12 protein-coding genes are annotated in these 19,096 nt (G+C 53.5%); 3 read left to right on the top strand and 9 right to left on the bottom strand.

The window, feature by feature from the left end:
• Positions 1 to 5: 5 nt before the first annotated feature.
• From EYC82_RS06255 to EYC82_RS06240, 4 genes are all read right to left on the bottom strand, one after another.
• Entirely contained in the window at positions 6 to 1,658 is a 1,653-nt protein-coding gene (locus EYC82_RS06255; protein WP_279248689.1) for an arylsulfatase B, read from the bottom strand.
• The gene (locus EYC82_RS06250) at positions 1,655 to 3,112 is read right to left on the bottom strand and encodes an MBL fold metallo-hydrolase (RefSeq protein ID WP_279248688.1); all 1,458 of its coding nucleotides are present in this window, start codon (positions 3,110 to 3,112) and stop codon (positions 1,655 to 1,657) included. Before EYC82_RS06250 ends, EYC82_RS06255 begins: the two co-directional genes overlap by 4 nt.
• The gene (locus EYC82_RS06245; RefSeq protein ID WP_279248687.1) at positions 3,109 to 5,367 is read right to left on the bottom strand and encodes a DUF3604 domain-containing protein; all 2,259 of its coding nucleotides are present in this window, start codon (positions 5,365 to 5,367) and stop codon (positions 3,109 to 3,111) included. Before EYC82_RS06245 ends, EYC82_RS06250 begins: the two co-directional genes overlap by 4 nt.
• 84 nt (positions 5,368 to 5,451) lie before the next feature.
• The gene (locus EYC82_RS06240) at positions 5,452 to 6,270 is read right to left on the bottom strand and encodes a hypothetical protein (RefSeq protein ID WP_279248686.1); all 819 of its coding nucleotides are present in this window, start codon (positions 6,268 to 6,270) and stop codon (positions 5,452 to 5,454) included.
• A gap of 147 nt (positions 6,271 to 6,417) precedes the next feature.
• Here EYC82_RS06240 and cls point away from each other — a divergent pair, with 147 nt between their 5' ends.
• The gene (gene cls / locus EYC82_RS06235; protein ID WP_279248685.1) at positions 6,418 to 7,857 is read left to right on the top strand and encodes a cardiolipin synthase; all 1,440 of its coding nucleotides are present in this window, start codon (positions 6,418 to 6,420) and stop codon (positions 7,855 to 7,857) included.
• A 103-nt stretch (positions 7,858 to 7,960) separates the two neighbouring features.
• Positions 7,961 to 9,832, top strand: coding sequence for a hypothetical protein (locus EYC82_RS06230; RefSeq protein WP_279248684.1), 1,872 nt, complete (start codon positions 7,961 to 7,963; stop codon positions 9,830 to 9,832).
• A gap of 19 nt (positions 9,833 to 9,851) precedes the next feature.
• Here EYC82_RS06230 and EYC82_RS06225 read toward each other — a convergent pair whose 3' ends face one another.
• The 3 genes from EYC82_RS06225 to EYC82_RS06215 form a co-directional block, all read right to left on the bottom strand.
• A complete protein-coding gene (locus tag EYC82_RS06225) occupies positions 9,852 to 12,422 on the bottom strand; it encodes a TonB-dependent receptor (RefSeq protein ID WP_279248683.1) in 2,571 nt (856 codons plus the stop codon).
• A 241-nt stretch (positions 12,423 to 12,663) separates the two neighbouring features.
• Positions 12,664 to 14,907: a TonB-dependent receptor gene (locus EYC82_RS06220; protein WP_279248682.1), complete on the bottom strand. Its 2,244-nt coding sequence runs from the start codon at positions 14,905 to 14,907 to the stop codon at positions 12,664 to 12,666.
• A gap of 132 nt (positions 14,908 to 15,039) precedes the next feature.
• Positions 15,040 to 16,068 carry a Coq4 family protein gene (locus EYC82_RS06215; protein ID WP_279248681.1) on the bottom strand — a complete coding sequence of 343 codons (1,029 nt, stop codon included), beginning with the start codon at positions 16,066 to 16,068 and terminating at the stop codon, positions 15,040 to 15,042.
• 146 nt (positions 16,069 to 16,214) lie between these two features.
• Here EYC82_RS06215 and EYC82_RS06210 point away from each other — a divergent pair, with 146 nt between their 5' ends.
• The gene (locus tag EYC82_RS06210) at positions 16,215 to 16,922 is read left to right on the top strand and encodes a polysaccharide deacetylase family protein (RefSeq protein WP_279248680.1); all 708 of its coding nucleotides are present in this window, start codon (positions 16,215 to 16,217) and stop codon (positions 16,920 to 16,922) included.
• Positions 16,923 to 16,937: 15 nt separating this feature from the next.
• On the opposite strand, the gene EYC82_RS06205 is transcribed toward EYC82_RS06210, so the two are convergent.
• Complete coding sequence (locus EYC82_RS06205; RefSeq protein ID WP_279248679.1) at positions 16,938 to 17,867, bottom strand: sterol desaturase family protein; 930 nt, start codon at positions 17,865 to 17,867, stop codon at positions 16,938 to 16,940.
• 135 nt (positions 17,868 to 18,002) lie between these two features.
• Positions 18,003 to 18,929: a sterol desaturase family protein gene (locus EYC82_RS06200; protein WP_279248678.1), complete on the bottom strand. Its 927-nt coding sequence runs from the start codon at positions 18,927 to 18,929 to the stop codon at positions 18,003 to 18,005.
• Between the last annotated feature and the right edge of the window lie 167 nt (positions 18,930 to 19,096).

The following is a 19,096-nucleotide window of genomic DNA, read 5'->3' as shown; positions in this document are numbered from 1 at the left end:
CCGGCTTAGTCGCTGGCCTGACAGAAGCCTCCCAACCACCACCTGGGTTTGCAGTCGTAAATCAATCGGCCACGGTCACCGTGTTGCCAGTCAAGAATTGCCTCAGTTGTCGCGCTTGGAGCCATGCCAGGTGCTGCGCTTGGCTGCAGTTCGTCGATACTCCTCGGATAACTTGCCCAGTCTTTCGGCGCTCGCCATCCAGGTGGCGGCACCAGTTGGCTACGTGTCCCGTTGATCGGATACAGTGCCCGCCATTCGTGAATTTTTTCAGACAGGCGTTGTACGATTTTCGGATGTGCCTGCGCTAGATTGTTGTACTCGTTGGGGTCTTCCTCAATTCTAAACAGGTAGTTTGTAATAGATGTTTCCAGCTGATCCTGCTTTATTTCCTGAACCAGCTTCCATTCGTCGTTGAACGCGGTGAGGTTGAAGTGGCCATAGATCGGTGTTTCAGAACCAAAATAGATCAGCTCGGAGCGAGGCATTGGCTTGCCTTCAGCGATGGCAGGCCACATATTTCGGCCATCAAATGGTCTTTGATTGAGGGGCTTTACTCCTGTGGCACTCGCCAGTGTCGGAAAGACATCCATCGCCGTCATGATCTCTGTGAACTGTTCGCCTGCGGGGATATGACCGGGCCAGCGCATAATGGATACTACGCGAATACCGCCTTCGAATGTCTCGCCCTTGCCGCCACGCAGGGGCGCGTTGTCAGCGCCTCCCACAGAGTAAGCGGCACCACCGTTATCACTAAAGAAAAGAACAATAGTGTTTTCGGTGATTCCCTCCTCATCAAGGGTATCCAGTACCTGCCCAATAGCCTGATCCATGGCGTCCACTACGGCCGCGTACATAGGTCGAGCGCTGTCCATGCCGATCAGCTTTGAAATTCGCCTTGTGTCGTCCGTTTGCTTGGCGCGGGCGGGTGCCAGGTCAATATCGATGTCTTTGTATTTATCCTGCAGCTCCTGCGGCGCGTCCAGCGGTGTGTGTGGAGCGATGAAGGGCATGTAGACAAAGAAAGGCCGAGCACGATCGCGCTCGCGGATGTAGCGCGATACTTCGTCGGCCAGGAGGAACGTCTCGTAGCCTTCGTCATTGATCGATACGCCGTTGCGCTGGAAGTCTTTGCCGCCCTGATTAGCGAAGGGAGGAAAAAAACCTACCTCGGTGTGCAGGTGACCATAGAAATGCTCGAATCCGCGATTATTGGGATGGTATGTCATTTGTGCATGGCCGAGATGCCATTTGCCCACCATGGCGGTCTGATAGCCATCCCGCAAAAATGATTCCGGCAGGAAATGCTCATCGGGGTGTATGCCGTTATTGTCCCATGGAAATATTACGCCATAGGCAACGCCTAGCCTGATAGGGTCGCGCCCGGTCATCAAGGCAGCGCGTGTCGGGGAGCAAATGGGCGTGGTATAAAAACGATTTAATTCGCTGCCCTCTGCCGCTAGTCGATCCAGTGAGGGCGTATCGATATCGCCGCCGTGAAAACCCACGTCGTTCCAGCCAAGATCGTCTGCTACGATTATGACTACGTTGGGCCTTTCGGCGGCAGCAAGAACCTCGTTTGTCCAGTGCGCAAGTATGCAAGTGAGCAGTGCCACGCTCGCATAGATTCTGAACGGCACGTTTTTCTGTCTGTTAATCACTCGTTACCTCCGGGGAACACCTCGAGTTTCATGTGGTTCGTTCTATCCAGCTGATTTTTCAGCCAGTAAATTTCATAATCATTGCGCGTTCCCTCGTTCGCTCTTTGTAGCAATATTTGCAATGCTTCTTTTCGCTGTGAAAGCGCGGTTTTATTGCGGGGTTCGGACGCGGTGACAACCTCGACGATATGAAGTGCTTTTACGGGTTCGCCTCTGCTTAGATAATTACGTGACAGAGCGAGCAGAGATTCACTTCCGGCCGTTGCGGCCAAGTCCGCATAGACCTCGCGGGCAGGCACCGGATAGAGCTCTGTTGTGCTTTCAAAACGGAACCAGCCCATATAGTAATCCCAGATGCTGCGCACCGCCCAATCCACTCTGCCATGATTCTGTGCGAGCTCAAGATGAGGTGGGAGTTGAATCTCGAGCATTAGCTCTTCGACGCTTTTGCCAGCATTCATGCCTGCGATTGTCTCATCATGTACAAACTGTACTGCGTCACGAATGCGCTCCATGCCAGCGCGAATCTGCGCCGCGCCTACAGTGGGGTCGAGATGGCCCGGTATAATGACCTCGGGCTCTAGCTCGATGAGCATATTCAGCGATTTTATATACTCGACAGGCTTTCTAACCTTCTCTCCTCGCATGGTAAAAATATTGGGAAACTGTGGGAACTGCGGTCCAAAAAAATCACCGACGATCAGTACTTTTTGCTGTGGTAGCCACATGACAACATTGTCGGCACCCTCGGCACCGGGAGCGCCGATGACTTGAAATTCGGTATCGCCAAGGTCAAAGCTGTATACCTCCCAGCTGTCAACCGTTCGGGTGGGCTGAATACCGCCATAGCGCATGATCTTCAGCGCCGGCCGCTCTTCCCAGCTTGGCATCCATGGAAACAAGATGCGGTTGCGGCCGTACTGGTACGGCTCAAGTTCCGACAGGTAACGTTGCTCCTCCTCGAATTGGGTATGTGCGACTATCTGAGTATTTTCCTCTGCCCAGAAGCGAGTGCCTCCGATATGATCGGCATGTGAATGGCTGAGAATAATGTAGCGAACAGGACCGGAAGATACCGTTTCTTTAAGTAGCCGCAACTGGCTTGCTGATTGAATTACCAAGCCTGTATCAAACACCACAACGCCATCTCCGGTAGTGATCATGACGGTATTGCCGACGCCAGTCGCATAATGAATATTATCAGTGACCCCGCGAATTTCGATCGGTCGCTTGATCAATTCCACCGCACTGCCGTGAGTTACTCCTGCATTTTCTCCACCAAGTCGTTTTGCTGCCGCCTTGCCGATGACATCCATAGTCCGAATCTCTGCTTCCTGCTTCAGACGGCGCGTGGATTCCTCATTAAGATAAAGCCAGGCTGCAGCGGCGATAAATAACGCCAGGCACAGCAGGAGAAGTTTTTTTATAGCACCTTTTAGCTGCAAAGTTTTCATGGCTCGGCTACCTCATCCCGCTGTTCTGTCGAGGGCTGGTAGCTTACGAAGATAGGAGATGACCAGGCGCGCTGCTCCGCCGGATAAAGGCAATCATCCTCTTTATTCGTACGATAATCTCCGTAGCAGGGGTTTGCCGTTATACACTCGCCTTGCTCTGAATATTCGCAGCGTAAATTTCCCGCGTTAATCATCTCGGCTTTCTCCTGAATAGCTCGTACATAGTAAACCGTATTACGCTGACTGTCGGGAAACTCTTTGTCCTCAAATTCTACGGTACAGCCGAGTGGATCGTCAGGGCATGGCAGTATCATCCACGGATCCTGAATAAGATTAGCAACAGGTTCGTCTGATTCGATCTGGGGTTTTATTCGGATGACCTCTATGCGCTGGATGCGTTGCCGCTGGTCTGACGGGTTATAACATTCGCCACCGCAGAGTCGCTGCAGTCTCTCCGTACCGAGCGCATTTTTTGCGAAGAGGGGGCAGCCGGGAAGCTGCTTGAAGTCGCCAACTGCGCTGACACGAAAGCGGGGAGAGGCGCTCGCGGTGGCTGCGCCGCCCATTGGTACGCGAGTATCATCAAGCAGCAAATCGAACCAGAGCAGGATTCTATCGCCAGTTGTTCCATAGACCTCCCGTTCCTTCATTCCCTGCCAGATAGCATCGCGGTTTCGAGCGGCGCTGTGAACTGCTGCAAGGCCTCCGGACAGCCAGAACGAGTTTTGCCGCTCCATGTTTCGTAGGTTGAGCAGCCCGACTCCGTTTTGGTCAAGGGGAATTGAATAGGGTACAGGCTCCAAGGTGTCTCGACGCTGTAAGCGACCTATTCTCTCACTAGAAGTACCAAAAGTTTCAGTGATCATGCGTCGCTGCACCTGTTTGAAACCACTGCCCGGCATGGCGCGATGATTGTCTGTGGAACCGATGAAACCGAAGCGAAAGTTCAGAGGGTCGCCTTTCGCATCTATCTTTGTGCGTGTTAGCGCGTACTGTCCGGAGGCAGCAGGACGATGATCCATGGGTGCAAGAAAACAATCGGTACAATTGCCGCAGTTAAGCCAGTCAGTTACCTGTTGACCGGGAATAGTGAGATGTCCGGATATGCCTGCGTCGACAAAATTCTGTCTAGCGTTGGCAGCCCGGGTTTCGCATGTGTTCTTATCAAACCCGGCGCCGACGCATCGTTCTTGAATGATCTCGCCAGCGCGCCAGCAGCAGGGCAGATAATTGTCAGATGGGGCAGGGCATGCAAGCGATCCGTCTACGCGCTGTTCGATTGCTCGCCAGTCCCGATACTGTTCTGAGTTGCCATGGCCGGAGAAAATTTCAAACAGTATCTGACGGGCGGGATCATGTTGTTGCCTGTTCAGCTGTTTGTCCAGGCTGGTAAGGGGCGGTGTATTCATGCCCCAGCTAGTGCCATGGGGAATAACGATACTGTCGAAACCCCACTGGTCGAGTTTGGTGAATAGCGTGCGCGGGTCGGCTGCAAGCTCCAGGCATTCTGCAGGCAGATCGCGGGTGTTGATATCGGGAGGGCAGAGAGGTGCGGCCGCTATTTCGTCGTAGTAGCGTTGTATGCCGTAATAAAACTCCCGATTTTCAAAATCTGCGAGTGCCAGCAGCAATTGTGCCGTCTTGCCCATTGGCGCGCGCCCCAGTTGCTCTCTGGGCGAGGCAATGGGCCGCGAGGGCACACGATTATCTGCGGTTTCCCGAAAAATTACGTTCTTGTGCCCATAGTGTTGCGCCCGGTTCTCGCTCACCTGGCTCCACTCCCAGCCAAGGAAGGCAACCAGATCAGGGTTGTCTGGATCGCTGGCACGGTCATTGCACTCGCGAATGCTTTTGCGGGTCTCCTCCCAGAGGCGCGGGGTAATACCCTCGGCGTGGTCATTAATTGACCAGAAATCCAAAGCCGAGCAATACCGTGCGTAGTCACAGGCGTCAGCGGGAGAACGTAATCCGCCGCCGCCCATGATAGGTGCGGACATAATGAAAGCGTCGGGTGAAAATGTGGTGTGAACGTGAAGGTCACCGAAAAGAATACGTGATTCCGGGTGTTCACTGAGACCGACGACATGCTGGCTCGTCATGGCGGTCAGCTGCTGCGCCTGTCTTTTGATCAGTGCCGGTTGCGGTAGGGCTTCACCTTGAATGACGCCCCTGTCTTGCGAGTCTCCGCATGCACAAAGCACCATCAAGGCCAATGTCAGCAGCAAGCGAAGCGGGTAGTGCAAAACCGTGAGCACAAGCGCAGCTCCCTGCTGCCAAAGATAACAAGAGTAGTGCACTGTCTTTAGGTTCACTATGCCTGTGCAGGCCATAATTTGTTGTCATTCTGCCAGCATTAAGAGGGAGCCGCTCAGGAATCCCAAAGCGCCTGCGAGGGTAAAAGCAATGGCAATGTTTGAATTTGTGGCTACTTCGCCGCCAGGGGGAATGAAGCTATAAATAGCGGCGATCATAAACGCCACGCAGCCGGCGAGGTTCAATAATGTAATCCACCAGTTGATAGACGCCGGTAACCACGCCAGGTGGCGATGACAGACCTCCACGAAAGCGAGGTAGCCGGAGCTGAGGAAGAGCAGAGAACCGGTTAGGTCAGGCACCCAGACAAGGAGGTCGATTGCTAGCCAGCCCAGGTCTGTGCGCATGCCATCGAAGGTATTAATGTTGAACAGAAGCGTGCCGGCAAACTGCAGAACACAGCTTAGCCAGCCGATATCTCTGGGGCGCCAGCCAAACCACTGGTATTGACTCTTACCCGAGGCAGGGTGCTCCCATACCGGCGCATTAGCCGCCTGAAATAGTTGCAGATACGCTGCAGTGGTAAACGGGATCGAGCCTGCAAAAAAAAGAGCATTAATGTCTGCGTTGTTCAGTGCCAGTTGCTGTGCGATCTGTGGCATTAGAGATAAGCCGCTAGCGGCGCCAAAGAGTGCAGCCCCCAGCGCAAAAATAGCGCCTATCCATTGATTCAGGTCTGCCCGGACGTGATGCCGCCGGTCGTGCAGGCCTTTGCGCACGTGCCGAGATTGCAGCTCATCCGTGTTGCCGTCCGCCCGTAAGATTCTTTTTCGGCTGATGAAGGGCCAGGGGCCACTGCGCTCAACAAGGCTCTGGTGATGTGTTTGCCTGTGGGTCTGTGTCATTCCTGAGGGTGTCTCGCTTCGGATTGATACGTCGATCATACCACCCTGCCACGTAACCTCGCCCTGCTTCAAACCTTTAGAATAACCAGCCTAGTTTTATTGGACAGGGTGCTTGATGAGGTTTGCGTGATAGGGCAAGCTGCTGACATGCCTAGTGCCGGTGAACTATTTTTTATACTGCATATTATGGTGCAGATCGCTATCGTGATGCGTGTTCTGGAGCATCCGCGTCGTCAGCCTACCTCACGAATCGCGTGGCTGGTGGTAGTGTTGGCGCTGCCGCTGGTCGGTATCATTGCCTACCTCATGCTCGGTGAGACCAACATTGGTCGGCGCAACCGTGAGGCCATGCTGGCGCTCGAGGATGTACGTAAAAACTTCAGCGCTGGTCAGGAGTACAGCGCAGATAACCCCGATTTCGTTCCCAGCGAATACGCCCATCTGTTCAGCGTAGGTTACTCTATCAGTGGGTTCCCCGCCGTGGCGGGCAACCAGGCCGAGCTGATGGCGGACTCTCTCGTGGCTATAGAGAGGATAGTCAGTGATATTGATGCGGCCCGTTCCTCAGTCGACGTACTGTTCTATATCTGGCTGACAGACGGCAGTGGCGTCAAAGTGGTAGAGGCGTTGACGCGGGCTGCGACGCGTGGTGTTGCGTGCCGGGCCATGGTCGATGGCCTGGGCTCACGTAAACTGTTGCGCTCCAAAATATGGAAAAAAATGTCTAAGGCCGGCGTGAGTGCAGCGGTGGCTTTACCTCTCGGTAACCCTATTCTTAGTCCTCTGCAGGGGCGGATGGACTTGCGTAATCATCGCAAGATTGTTGTTGTTGACGGAGCCATCACCTATTGCGGCTCACAAAACTGTGCTGATGACGCGTTCCGCATCAAGGCGAAGTTTGCGCCTTGGGTTGATCTTATGGTTCGCTTCACTGGCCCCGTTGCGCAGCAGAACCAGGCCCTGTTCGATATGGACTGGGCGGTATATGCAGGCGAGGAGGTTGAGGTTCAGTTGCCTGCCCAGCAGCCGGTTTGCGGCGACATAGTGGCACAGGTAGTGGCGTCTGGCCCCATTTTGCGCTACTCCGCAATGCCTGAGCTGTTCCTCTCCCTGATCTACCGGTCACGCAGGGAGCTTGTGATATCGACCCCTTATTATGTGCCTACCCAGGCCATGCAAGAGGCGTTGTGTGCCTCGGCCTACCGGGGAGTTCAGACTACTCTGATCCTCCCCGCCAAGAATGATTCGAGGGAGGTGGCGGCAGCCAGTAGAAGCTACTACGCACAACTGCTGGAGGCTGGGGTGCACATTCACGAATACCAGGGCGGTCTGCTACACAGTAAATCACTGACTCTCGACGGCGATATTACGCTGGTAGGTTCTGCCAACATGGACCAGCGCAGCTTTGATTTGAATTTTGAAAATAATATTCTGATTTACAGTCCTTCTGTTACCGCGTCGGTGCGGGAGCGGCAGCAGGCCTACCTGGATAGCGCCAGGGTGGTTACTCTCGAAGAGGTGGCTAACTGGTCCCTTGGACGCCGTCTCTGGAATAATGCTGTCGCCATGCTGGGCCCCATTTTGTAACGCGGCAGGGGGTCCAGGCCCCTGTGGTCAGGCACGTGAACTTTGTTTCTCGCGACGCATTCCCCTACACTACACACCAATTTTTTGACAGACTGGAACAGCAATGACAGAAGATACGGGGAGCTCGATTTCCTTTTACACGCCCGATGCTGACGATAAAGATGCATCAGGGGCTCTGGTGGCTTTTTCAGACTGTGAAATTATCGAGATTAACTTGGAAATGGTCATGGTGATCAACCGCCAGAACGGAAATCAGCTGATCATATCTCCCCAGGTTGCTGAGGGGTTGAAAACCTGCACATCGTTCAAAACCATTGCCGCTCATGCACAGCACCTTACCAACACGCGTTCCGAACTGAAGGGGCAGGAGTCTATGGCGGTGAGTGCTCTTGAGCAGCTAGACACGGCGGGCATTTTGCTTCACGCCAGCGATATCTCTGCACGACTGGCACAGGAATCAGTCAGGGAATTGCCGCCGACTCGGGTATTTATAACCACCTGTGATCGGCCGGCGGCGTTGGAGCGCCTGCTGCAATCCATGCGGCAGGTTAAAGAGCTAGCTCAGCACGATAATCTGTTTGTGGTGGATGACTCTCGCGACAGTGAAAATCGAGATGCAAACCGCGAACTGGTGGGTGGATTCAATCGCACCAGCGCTCGTGAAATACATTATATCGGGGCGAGCGAACAGCAGGCCCTGATAGAGGGTCTGATAGTTCGGCTTCCCGAGCGCGAACGGGACATCCGCTTCCTTTTGGATGCAGGAGTGTGGCAGGACTTCGCCACCTTCGGCCGCGCTCGGAACGTGTGCCTGATGTTCTCCGTCGGTTACCGAACGCTTATGATAGACGATGATGTATTACTCGAAAGCATCCTGTCGCCTATCGCAGAAAAAGGCGTAAGTGTTGGTGCCAGTGGGGTACGGCAAGCGGGTTTTTTCGAAAGCAAAGACGAGATGTTTTCTGCGGTCAAGCGTGCTGATTTTGATCCACTATCAGGGCACGCACGTTTTCTGGGGAGTCACTTGAGCAGCGCACTCAAGGAATTAAACGAGGGTGGCTTCGCGGCAGAACAGTTACAAGATTGCAGTGCATCGATCGCCAATGCTTTCGGGCCGGAATCGCCGATACTGGTCACCCAGAATGGCACTCTAGGTGACCCGGGAACGGGCTCTGTTCACTGGGGCGTCACACTCGATTATGCCAGTTTGCGTCGTCTGGCGCAGGAGCCCCAGGGAGTGCGAGCGGCATTGGAAAATCGTTTGGTTTGGCTCGGTTGCACGCGGGCGAATTTTTTTAAGTTGTCCGTGATCTCACAAATCACGGGGCTGGATAACAGCTATCTTTTACCGCCTTATTTCCCCGTTTTTCGTGGTGAGGATATGCTGTTTGGCGCTATGCTGTTATCGGTGTACCCAAATGGGGCAGTGCTGGAGTATCCCTGGGGCGTGCCGCACCTGCCAGTGGATCAGCGCAGCTTTAGCGTGGATGATGCCTTTGCAAGCGGAGGTCATCTGGGGCAAGTGTCTGAGTGGATCGGAAGTTCAGTAGATCCGCAGAGTGGGGCTACTCCTGAACAGAACCTGTCTCGCCTGTCTTTGGAGCTGGAGAGAGTGTCAGTGCGCAGCGATGAGCGTCTGCGCCTTGATTTTCGAGCGAGCCTGGCGCGCAGTCACGCGGCCTTGCTGGGGTTGTACGCGGACCGCTGTTTTACGGCGGAAGAACTAAAATCACCCGAATTGCAGGAACTACTGGACCGCGGTTTAAAGGAGTATAACCAAACGTTAGCATCGCCTTCGAGCCCTCTGGAAATCGATGGGATACCGGAGGCTATGACGGAGGCCCAATTTTTCAGTCAGTTCAGGGAGATGGCGCATGGCTTCGCCGCTGCACTGGCAAGTTGGCCTGCGGTGAGGGACGTTGCGACCGAGGTTAGCCAGGACCTCGTTAACTCTCGGGAGATGATTCCCCTGTAGTCTGATTACTTGGGGTGTGCTAGAAGCTTACCGTGGCCTCTATTCCATAGGAACGGGGTTCACCCAGCGCAAAAGATCCTGCGCCTAAAGATTCCGTATTGGAAAACCCGCCCTGAAAATAGTTTTCATTGGTCAGGTTGTCGACATACAGGAAGATCTGAATATTTTCTCGGTCTGGTGGGGTGTACCCCAGCCGAAAATTCCACAAGGTGACATCGCTAATGGTCGCACGATCCCTGAATTCAGGGTGCCAGGCGGTTGCATCAAGGCCGGTATAAAGTTCGTCGCGGTAGTACATAGACAGACGCGGCGCAAAAGCCCCCAGGCGCGTCGGCAGAATAGCCATCGCTGAAAGAGAATAGGTTAGTTTCGGAATCGCCGCGAAATTTTCATCGGATCTGTCGACGGTCGATTGCACCGGCGGAATGACACCTGTATCTACATCTGACGCAATAAAGCTGTCGTAGCGGGCATCCGTATAACTGATATTGCCGTTGAGAATGATATTGGGCAGCGGCAGTGCTGTCAGCTCCATTTCGAAGCCTTTTATCGTTGCAGCGCCGGCGTTGTCAATGAACAGGAGAATGTCAGCAAAAGAACGACCCTGTTCAGTAATACGAATCTGGATGTCATCGTAGTTCATGTAGTAAAAAGCGGTATTAAAGCGCAGGCGACGGTTGAGAGCATCTACTTTGATGCCCAGTTCATAATTTTCTACCTCCTCGGGTTCGAACTGCGCGATTTCCAAACCCTTCATTTCGAAGCCTCCGGATTTAAAACCCTTGCTGTAGGTAAAATAAATCAGTGAGCTATCGAAAGGTGTATCAGCTAGAACAGTATCCGGCACAGTGAAAGCATTGGTGATGGTCGGCGTCCACTTGGACCAGTCCTCATCTTTCTTGACCCTACCGTTATCGGCCACGATGGTGTTGCCTTCAATAGTGAGGTATTCCTCTACCAATCTGATCGGCATAAATGCAGGCGGGTTCTCGTAAAAATCAGTTGGGTCAGCGAGCGAGAGAACGTCAAAGGCGCACAGGTTTCTCGCCCCTTTAATCAGGTCGTCCCGAATGTTTGCTTCACAATCAGATTCGTACAGTGTTGCTTTGCGCTCACGTTTTTCGTTGGTGTAACGTGTGCCAAGCGTGAAGGAATACCAGTCGGTCACGTCGTAAGTGCCCTGAATATAGGCCGCGTAACTAATATTGGTGAGATCGCTGTTTGTTCCGATAATTTTGGGTATCAACGTTTCCGTATCGGCCTTGTATGAGTAGCCGTTAAATCCAACAAGATTACCGTTAATCGTATTGTCTATGCGTTCACTTGCGTAAAACAGACCGGTGGTATACGTGAGACGATCGTTGAAGGCTGTGCTTGTCAATTGCAGCTCCTGGCTGTACTGGTTACGCTCTTCGTCGTCCGGCAAGGTAAAGTTGCCGTAACCCGCATTAAGTGATCGCTCCAGCGCTTGTGTAACGGGCAGCCCATTAGTTGAGACTCCGGGAATATCTGTGCCATCGCTGTCGTCACCGATAGAAATATCCTGCTGATGGCTCCAGGCGGTGATGCTCTTCAGGTTGAACTTTCCGACTTGCCAGTTAAGGGTTATACCGAAGATCTGACTTTCGATTTCAAACCGCGTTGGTGCGTTGAGGGTCAGGTTGTCATTTTCAGATTCCGATTCTGCAACCTCACAGCGCGAGGCGAATGAGCCGGCTTCAGTGAACCCCGGCCAGGTGAATGTATTGAAAGTCGCCTCCGGATTTTGCAGGACGCAGGTCAATCCGCCGCCATTTTCTTTTATCTTGGAGTAGTAGTAGAACAGGTCGGTGCTGAAAGTATCGGTGGGCGTCCACAACACGCGCGCAGTTGCGCCGTAACGATCCTCGTCACCGTAATTCTGTCCGTTGAACAGACTTTTCATATAGCCATCGCGCCTGGTTTTATTGAGGCCTATTCTGGCGGCCAGTGTGTCTTCTACCAGCGGAATATTGACAGCGCCCTTGAAGTCAGCGCGGCCGTGATTGCCAAGGCGGGTAGAGGCTTGACCCTCGTATCCCTCGGTATGCGGGCTAACAGTGGAGACCAGCAGTGCGCCGCCGGTATTGTTTTTACCGAACAGAGTACCCTGAGGTCCTCGCAGTACCTGTATAGATTCGGTGTCCATTACGTCCAGTAGTTGGCTGTCAGTGCGCGGTATATAGATAGAGTTGATATAGACACCTACTCCGGGGTCCAGTGCGGCATTGGCTTCCTTCTGGCCGACACCGCGAATAAAGATAGCGGGTGCTTTGTTGCCCTGCTCGCTAAAGCTCAGGCCCGGTACTGACTGCTCCAGATCCCGCGTATTGGCGATGCCCCTGACAATCAATTGCTCCTGCGAAAAAGCGGTAATAGACACGGGTGTGTCCTGTAGCAACTCCTCCCGCTTTCGCGCGGTAACAATGACTTCTTCCAATACTAGCGGGCCTGTGTCGGTGCCATCTGGCAACTCTTGCGCTTGAACGGTCATTGCATAGGCTGAGACGAGGAGGACTGACAGCAGGGAATGTGCGTTTGTCGTGATGAGAGCCTTGTCTGTCCAGTGCATAAGCAGTCAACTTTGTTCTTACTGGGTATCGAAAATACACCCAATCGATCATTCATCATTGAGACAACGACCCGCGGGCTCAGGGGCGCTGCGTCGAGGTCGGCTATGTCTCGTTTTGTCTGTGCTTTACCGTCTGCCTTTCGCTACGTGCAATATTACAACGACGCCATAATAACCACGAACTGCTCGAAACGTGTCGAGTGAATTTTTTGGCTTAGGCCAAATGTACTGTTAAGCCGCTTTAAAAGTCGTAGCGCAGCTCAACTCCGGCGGTTCGAGACGCGTATTTGGGCACCAGCTGGATATAGGCATTCGGCTGCAGGTCGGCGCTGTTGGCAAAAATAAGCGCCGCGTAATGTGTATCGAACACATTCTTGACGAAAGCCGTAAAGCGATAACCCTTGTCTCTGCCGGACAATGCCGCACTGATATCCAAAATGGTATACCCATCCTGCTCTGTATACGGGTCTTGTGACAGCCCGTACAGTACATCGTCCTGCATCCTCAGGTTAGCGCCTAGCGTCAGGTCCAGAGGCACTTTCTGCAGACCAATGCGGTAGTTGGTGTTCAGGTTGAATTTCCATTTAGGTGTCTGTGGCAGGCGGCCGCCGGACAGGTCCTGGTATCCGTCGGGACATTCATTACGGGCAATCTGCCCACCACTGCAGTTTCCCTCCTCGTAGTCTTCTATCGTTCCGTCGGTGTAGGCGAGTCCACCACTGATTGTCCAGCTGTCCGCGGGCTGCGCAATGAATTCAATTTCTACGCCTTTGGTGGAGACTTCGCCTGCATTGACTAGCACCGGACTACCCGGAAGCAGGTCGTCGGGGTTGTTATCGAGGGAGGTCTCCGCCTGAAAGTCGTCATACTCGGCGTAAAACGCAGCGATATTCAGCAGAAGGCGATCGTCCAGCCAGCGCGATTTCAGGCCAAGCTCCCACGCATCGCTGGTCTCGGGTTTGACAACAGATCCGTCGGCGACCAGTGACGTGTCGAACGCAGGGCCTTTGTAGCCGCTCACGTAACTGGCATAGGCCATTGCTTGTTCATTAAAATCCCACTGCACGACGACCTTCGGCGAGAAATCAGTTTCGTCGAGTGAATTTCTGGACCGTCCGGGGGGAGGAAAAAGTATTCCATCGCTGCCAACCGCTTGAGTGCGATATTTCAGTTCGTCATAGGAGTAACGCCCGCCCAGTATAAGTTGCCATTGCTGGGAGATATTGACATTGACCTCGCCGAAGATGGACGCGTTTCTGGCCTCGACATGGGTACTGGCGATGCGGGTGGCGGGAATTATCAGAGACGTTGCTGTACTGCTACTGGTATCGATGTCCTGTTCGAAGTAGTAGGCCCCCAGTATGTAAGAACCCCAGTCAGATACCGGTGACTGCACTCTTATCTCCTGGGAGACCTGGTCTTGTTCAGTCCTGGGTATGGAAGGAAAACTCAGGGCAAGTGGGTTGGTCGGTCCACGGTCGAAGTCCACGATGCTCTTGTTGTCCCAGTCCCGGTAAGCGCTGATAGAGGTCAGCAGGTAGTCTTCAATATTCCAGTTGGCACTGAGCGACAGACCGCCACTCTTGGTGTGGTTTTTGGTGGACTCATCATTATTGACATCCTGCTGATCGTCGGAGGGCACCAGGGGTAATTGTTCCTGCAATAATCTGTTCTGGCTTGGCCCTGCGAGAATTTCTCTCACGCTCAGGGCGAGACAGTTGCAGTCGTTTTCGTGATAGTCCCCAGCGAGCAGGAACTCCAGGTCCTCGTCTGGCTGCCACAACAGCTTTCCGCGAATCGTGTAACTGTCCTGATCATTGATCTTGTTGCCGTTGTAGACGTTCTTGGCCCAGCCATCGTCATCCACCTTGCTGCCGGTCAGTCGATAACCCAGCGTATCGCTGACAGGCCCGGACACTGTGCCATCGATACGATATTCGTTGTCTTCGATCGCGGTGCCGGCAATGGTGCCGCTAAATTCGGGGGTGGGGTCGCGCGTGATAATATGCACGACACCCCCGGAGGCATTTTTACCGTACAGCGTACCCTGTGGACCTCTGAGCACCTCTACGCGTTCGATATCTGCAAGGTCCAGGAAAGCCATGCCGGAACGCCCCAGTACAACGCCATCGACCATGGTTGAAACACTGGGGTCCACGCCTGGGCTGAACGTCTGTGTCCCTATACCGCGTATATTGAATGACGCGGTCGAAGGCCCTGAGCTCGCCTGTAAGTTGAGGGTAGGCAGCAGCGTGGCGAGTTCTGCCGCGTTTTTCAATTGCGCTTCTGCCAGTGTTTTGCCCGAGAGCAGAGAGACACTGACCGCTACGTCCTGCAAGTTCTGTTCGCGCTTTCGCGCGGTAACGACCAATTCCTCCAGTATGGCTCGGTCTCCCGTGTGTGGGTCTTGCTGGGCGGAGATGGGTGCTGCGGCCGCGGATAGGCCGCTAGCCAGAAGCACGGGAACAAGTAAGCTTTTCTCCATGTGCTGACCTTTCTGTTATTTGTGTGATCAGGATATCGCTTCGCATCCACGGAACAGACGCATTCACTGCTAATGTTACCTGTGGCGTGAACGTGGTGCACAGCGGCATTATCAGGCCCTCTGGCTGCAATCTCAAGGCGCTGTTGGTAGCGGGGCGTTTTTCCTTAGTCGGAGGTTGTAGCGGATCAATTGGTATCCCAGCGTCAGCTTCCTCCAGAGGGAGGCCGTATCGATAGACTCGAGCAGGTCTGCGGGGAATATACTCTCGTAGGTGGCAATACTGTGTCGCGCTCGTATGTCTTCGAGTGAGCGATCCCATTCCTGTTCCCACTCAATATCCATCATGACGGGTGTTTCACGTCCATGCTGCCACGCTTCAGCGAGAATTTGCATGAGGATTGTGAATCCTCGTGGCTCCTTGAAGTTGCTGATGGCCATGACAGCCGCGAGAAACATGGAGGAATAGTTGTGCCCGAACTGGGCAAGCTGAAAGGACGATATTGCGATTTCGTTGGAGGAGGTTGTTTTGTAGCCGGCAACCAGATGCCAAACATCGTGCATCTGCAGAATCCTGGCGTTGAGGTAATGCAGCGAGTGGGGCAGATCGCTCAGTGCGATAGCGTCACGGTCGAGCACTTCGGGATCGTATCCGTTTTCAACGATCATTCGATGTAAGGAGAGGCCTAGACTGCCAGCGGGGCACTGGGCCAGCGCATCGATATCGGTGAAATCGGGCACGGGGTTGCAGATGGCGTTGGCGGCGCCGCGGTGATTCTGAGCATGCTGGTCTGCCAGTGCTTGCATATCGGGGTGCAGAGCCGCACCGAGGGAGGCGACCGCCACGGTAATGGAAATCGCATCGTAACCCTCATCATGACCATCAACCACAGCCCAGAATGCGTCCCAGAAGCTGTCTTCCAGCGGAGCTGATGGCAAATCGCGGGGAATGTTGGGTGTGGGGCCGCTCCCCAGCCAGGCTGAAAAAATATTGTCACAGACTGGCTCTGTTGCTTCCACGCATGAAAAGGCTATCCAGGCAAGCGCGGCGGTCAGCGTCAAACGCCCCCCGGATTCGCCACGCTTGGCTGCGGCGACGGCCTCGGCGATCGTTTCCGAGTCCATCCAGCGAGCTTGCTCCTGCAGGCGTTGACGACGTGTCATGGATTAACCTCCGGCTCTTTCGTCCCTATGGACAATTATGAGAAGCTGCTGGTATCTACTGATCAGGCTTCAGTATACGAATTATGGGCTAGATAGAAAGCGCAGCAATGTGAAAGCGTCGTTGACGCGAGGTGAGGGTAAACATTATGTGGCGAAAAGGGCTTATTCTGCTCACTATTGTGGTTATTGGCTTGGTGGCGGTTATTTACTGGTCCTACAGCGGGGCAATTGTGCGTCTGCCGGTGGATGCCAAAGTTGTCGCCCTTACGTTTGACGATGGCCCTAATCCGCCGCACACGGAGGCTCTGCTGAAGTTACTCGCCGAGCACGATGTCAAGGCGACTTTTTTCCTCAAGGGTAGTCACGTTGAAGCATTTCCTGACACCGCACGGATGGTGGCGCGGGCGGATCATGAGGTTGCGAATCACAGCTATTCCCATAAGCCGATGATTTCACTGCAACGCGAATCGATGCAGGAGGAGATTGTGCGCACGGGTGAACTCATTGATACGCATCTGGAGTTGGACTATTCACCACGGTTATTTCGTCCGCCTTATGGGATCCAAGGTCCCGGCGTAAAGCGTGCGATTGACGAGCTGGGCATGATTTCTATTCTGATGTCCGACCACGGGAGTGATTGGGAGGTCACAGACCCCGCTCTGATTGCCGAGGCTGTACTGAAGAGCGTGGAACCCGGCGCCATTATTTTATTGCATGATGGCCATGGTGACGTCGATGATCCCTACCGCCAGGATAGTCGTGCTCCAACGGTAGAGGCGACAGGAATAATCATTCAATCATTGAAGTCCAGGGGATATGATTTTGTCACCGTAAGTGAGCTGTTAGCACGTTGAGACGCTAAAGCTCGCTCATGCGTTTCGCCCGTCAGCTTGCCGTTCTTTTGCGGGCCGCGTCCTGCGGTTTTTAAGCATGCTTTTCCACGCTAGCAGTGGTCCGGCCTGAGCTTCCCAAAGAGTTTGTATTTTTTCACCGCTACTCAGGCCTGTTGCGGGATATTCGTCACGCCGGGGCCGATAGTAACTGCCAAACGCGATATCGAACAAGGGAAGCCAGATGGAGAAATTCTTGTCCTGATGTTCTGGTTCCCGGGAGTGGTGTATCCAATGAAATTGCGGCACGGAAAAAAAAGGCAATACACGGTTCAGTGCGTCAATGCGCACGTTGGCATGGATAAAGTAATCCCATAGTACAGGTAGAAGGCCTCCGGCTACGATAGCGATAGCGGTTTGTGGCGTCTCGCTGATATCGAAAATAAGGCCTATTGTGAGTCCTCGTACGAGAGCCTGCCCCGCAGGTTCCAGAAAATGCGATCGATAGATGGTGGTGGTATTCAGATGTTCGTCGCTGTGATGCAGCTTGTGTATTTCCCACAATACGGGAATCTGGTGCTGGGCTCTGTGCCACCAATAATAAGAGAAGTCACCGAGAAAGCACGCCGTGACGAAGATAAGCATACCTTGCAGTAGTGTGTCGACGACAGGAAGGCCGATCGACATGCTGGCAGTAGTGACGCCAAGTTTCGGTAGACCCAGGGTGTCGACAAGCGCAAGAGTCAGCAGGATGACCAGTGCGTTGAATACAGGGGCCAGCAGCAGGTTGCTGCCGGTAATTTTCCAATTGAAAAAAAAGTTACTGCGAGGCGTGTGTCGGTTAACCGGTGTAAGCTTTTCCAGTAATAGAAAAAAAGGCCAGCTAAGTAGTAGTGAAAAATAGGCAAGAAAAAGCACGAAAGACGTGCCAGCCAATAGTTCGTAGTACTCTGTCCACAGCTCCTGCATGGCGATTTACTCGCTCCGATTTATCCTACCTGGATCTGACTTCCCGCGAATGACATCGCCAACCCGGGAATTAGCATAAAGTAATTGGCGTTGCTCTGCCACGTCTTGAATATACAGCTGGCTGTCTGCGTCTCACTAGGTGCTTATCTGCGACCTTCCTTTTTGAGCCGCTACGGTATCCTGTCGCCCATTTGGACGCCAACCCGGCGCCCGGAACAGATACCCTGCAATGTCGCGCAGATTGCGTGCACAGCGAAGGTCTCGCCAAAGTAGCCCAAACTCACCAAAATGAACATCAGTGAAGCTACTGGTGTCGACCTCGCGTGTAATGCCGAATTTCACTGGCTCGTTTTTATCAAGCGGTTGCAGGGTGTTCATGAGCCAGTCGCCAAAAAGGGTAATGGAGTTGTAGTTGGTATCCATATAGCGAATATTCTGTGCATGATGCACCCGATGATAGGAGGGCGTTTGCATGAACTTTTCCAGCGGCCCCCAGCGCCTGCTGACCACTTTGTCACTGATGTGCAAAATATTTCCCCAGACCACATCAATGAATGCGAGAACGGCGATAACCGCGGGGTGCACGCCCAGCACAGCGGGCAAAAAGCCCAGTAAGAATGGCATGTAAAACAGAGTCTCAAGAAAAGAGTGGTTGAATCCGACAAACATATTGATAGCTCCCGGGGCGTGGTGCGGCGAATGCAGGCACCATAGCAGTCTGACCTTGTGTGCGGCCCAGTGCTGAAACCAATAACACAGTTCATAGATTACAAAGCCATACACCCAGCCGAGTGGTGACATCCCCGCATCTATCAGACTGAAATTGGCTCCCCACAGGGCCAACAACAATTTATTGAATGGGCCGACCAGCAGCTCTACAAGAACCCCGATTGTCAGCGTAAACCCCATGCCCTTGACGGACATGCCGTACTCTCCGAGTCTCGCGCTTTTTTGCACTCGTTGCATGTAGATCAGTTCTGCAATGCCATAAACGAGTAATGCCAGAAGGAAGAAGGGCAGTACATCAGCCAGAGGCAGGCTTTGAGGTGTCATGCTTTCCATTATGGCGACCTATAATCGATGGTTACGCTATTCGTGCTCGATGGCGCTAACAGTGCGACTGTGGGTATTATAAGCCCTGTTGCGCAAACTGTATTGAAATAACGCTTTTGCATCTGTTTGACATAACCGTGGGAGTGTCGCGCCCCTCACTGTATTCTGGCTTTGCC

Source organism: Candidatus Marimicrobium litorale, from assembly GCF_026262645.1.
Taxonomy (GTDB): domain Bacteria; phylum Pseudomonadota; class Gammaproteobacteria; order Pseudomonadales; family Halieaceae; genus Marimicrobium; species Marimicrobium litorale.
This window is presented reverse-complemented; position numbering and strand designations above follow the sequence as displayed.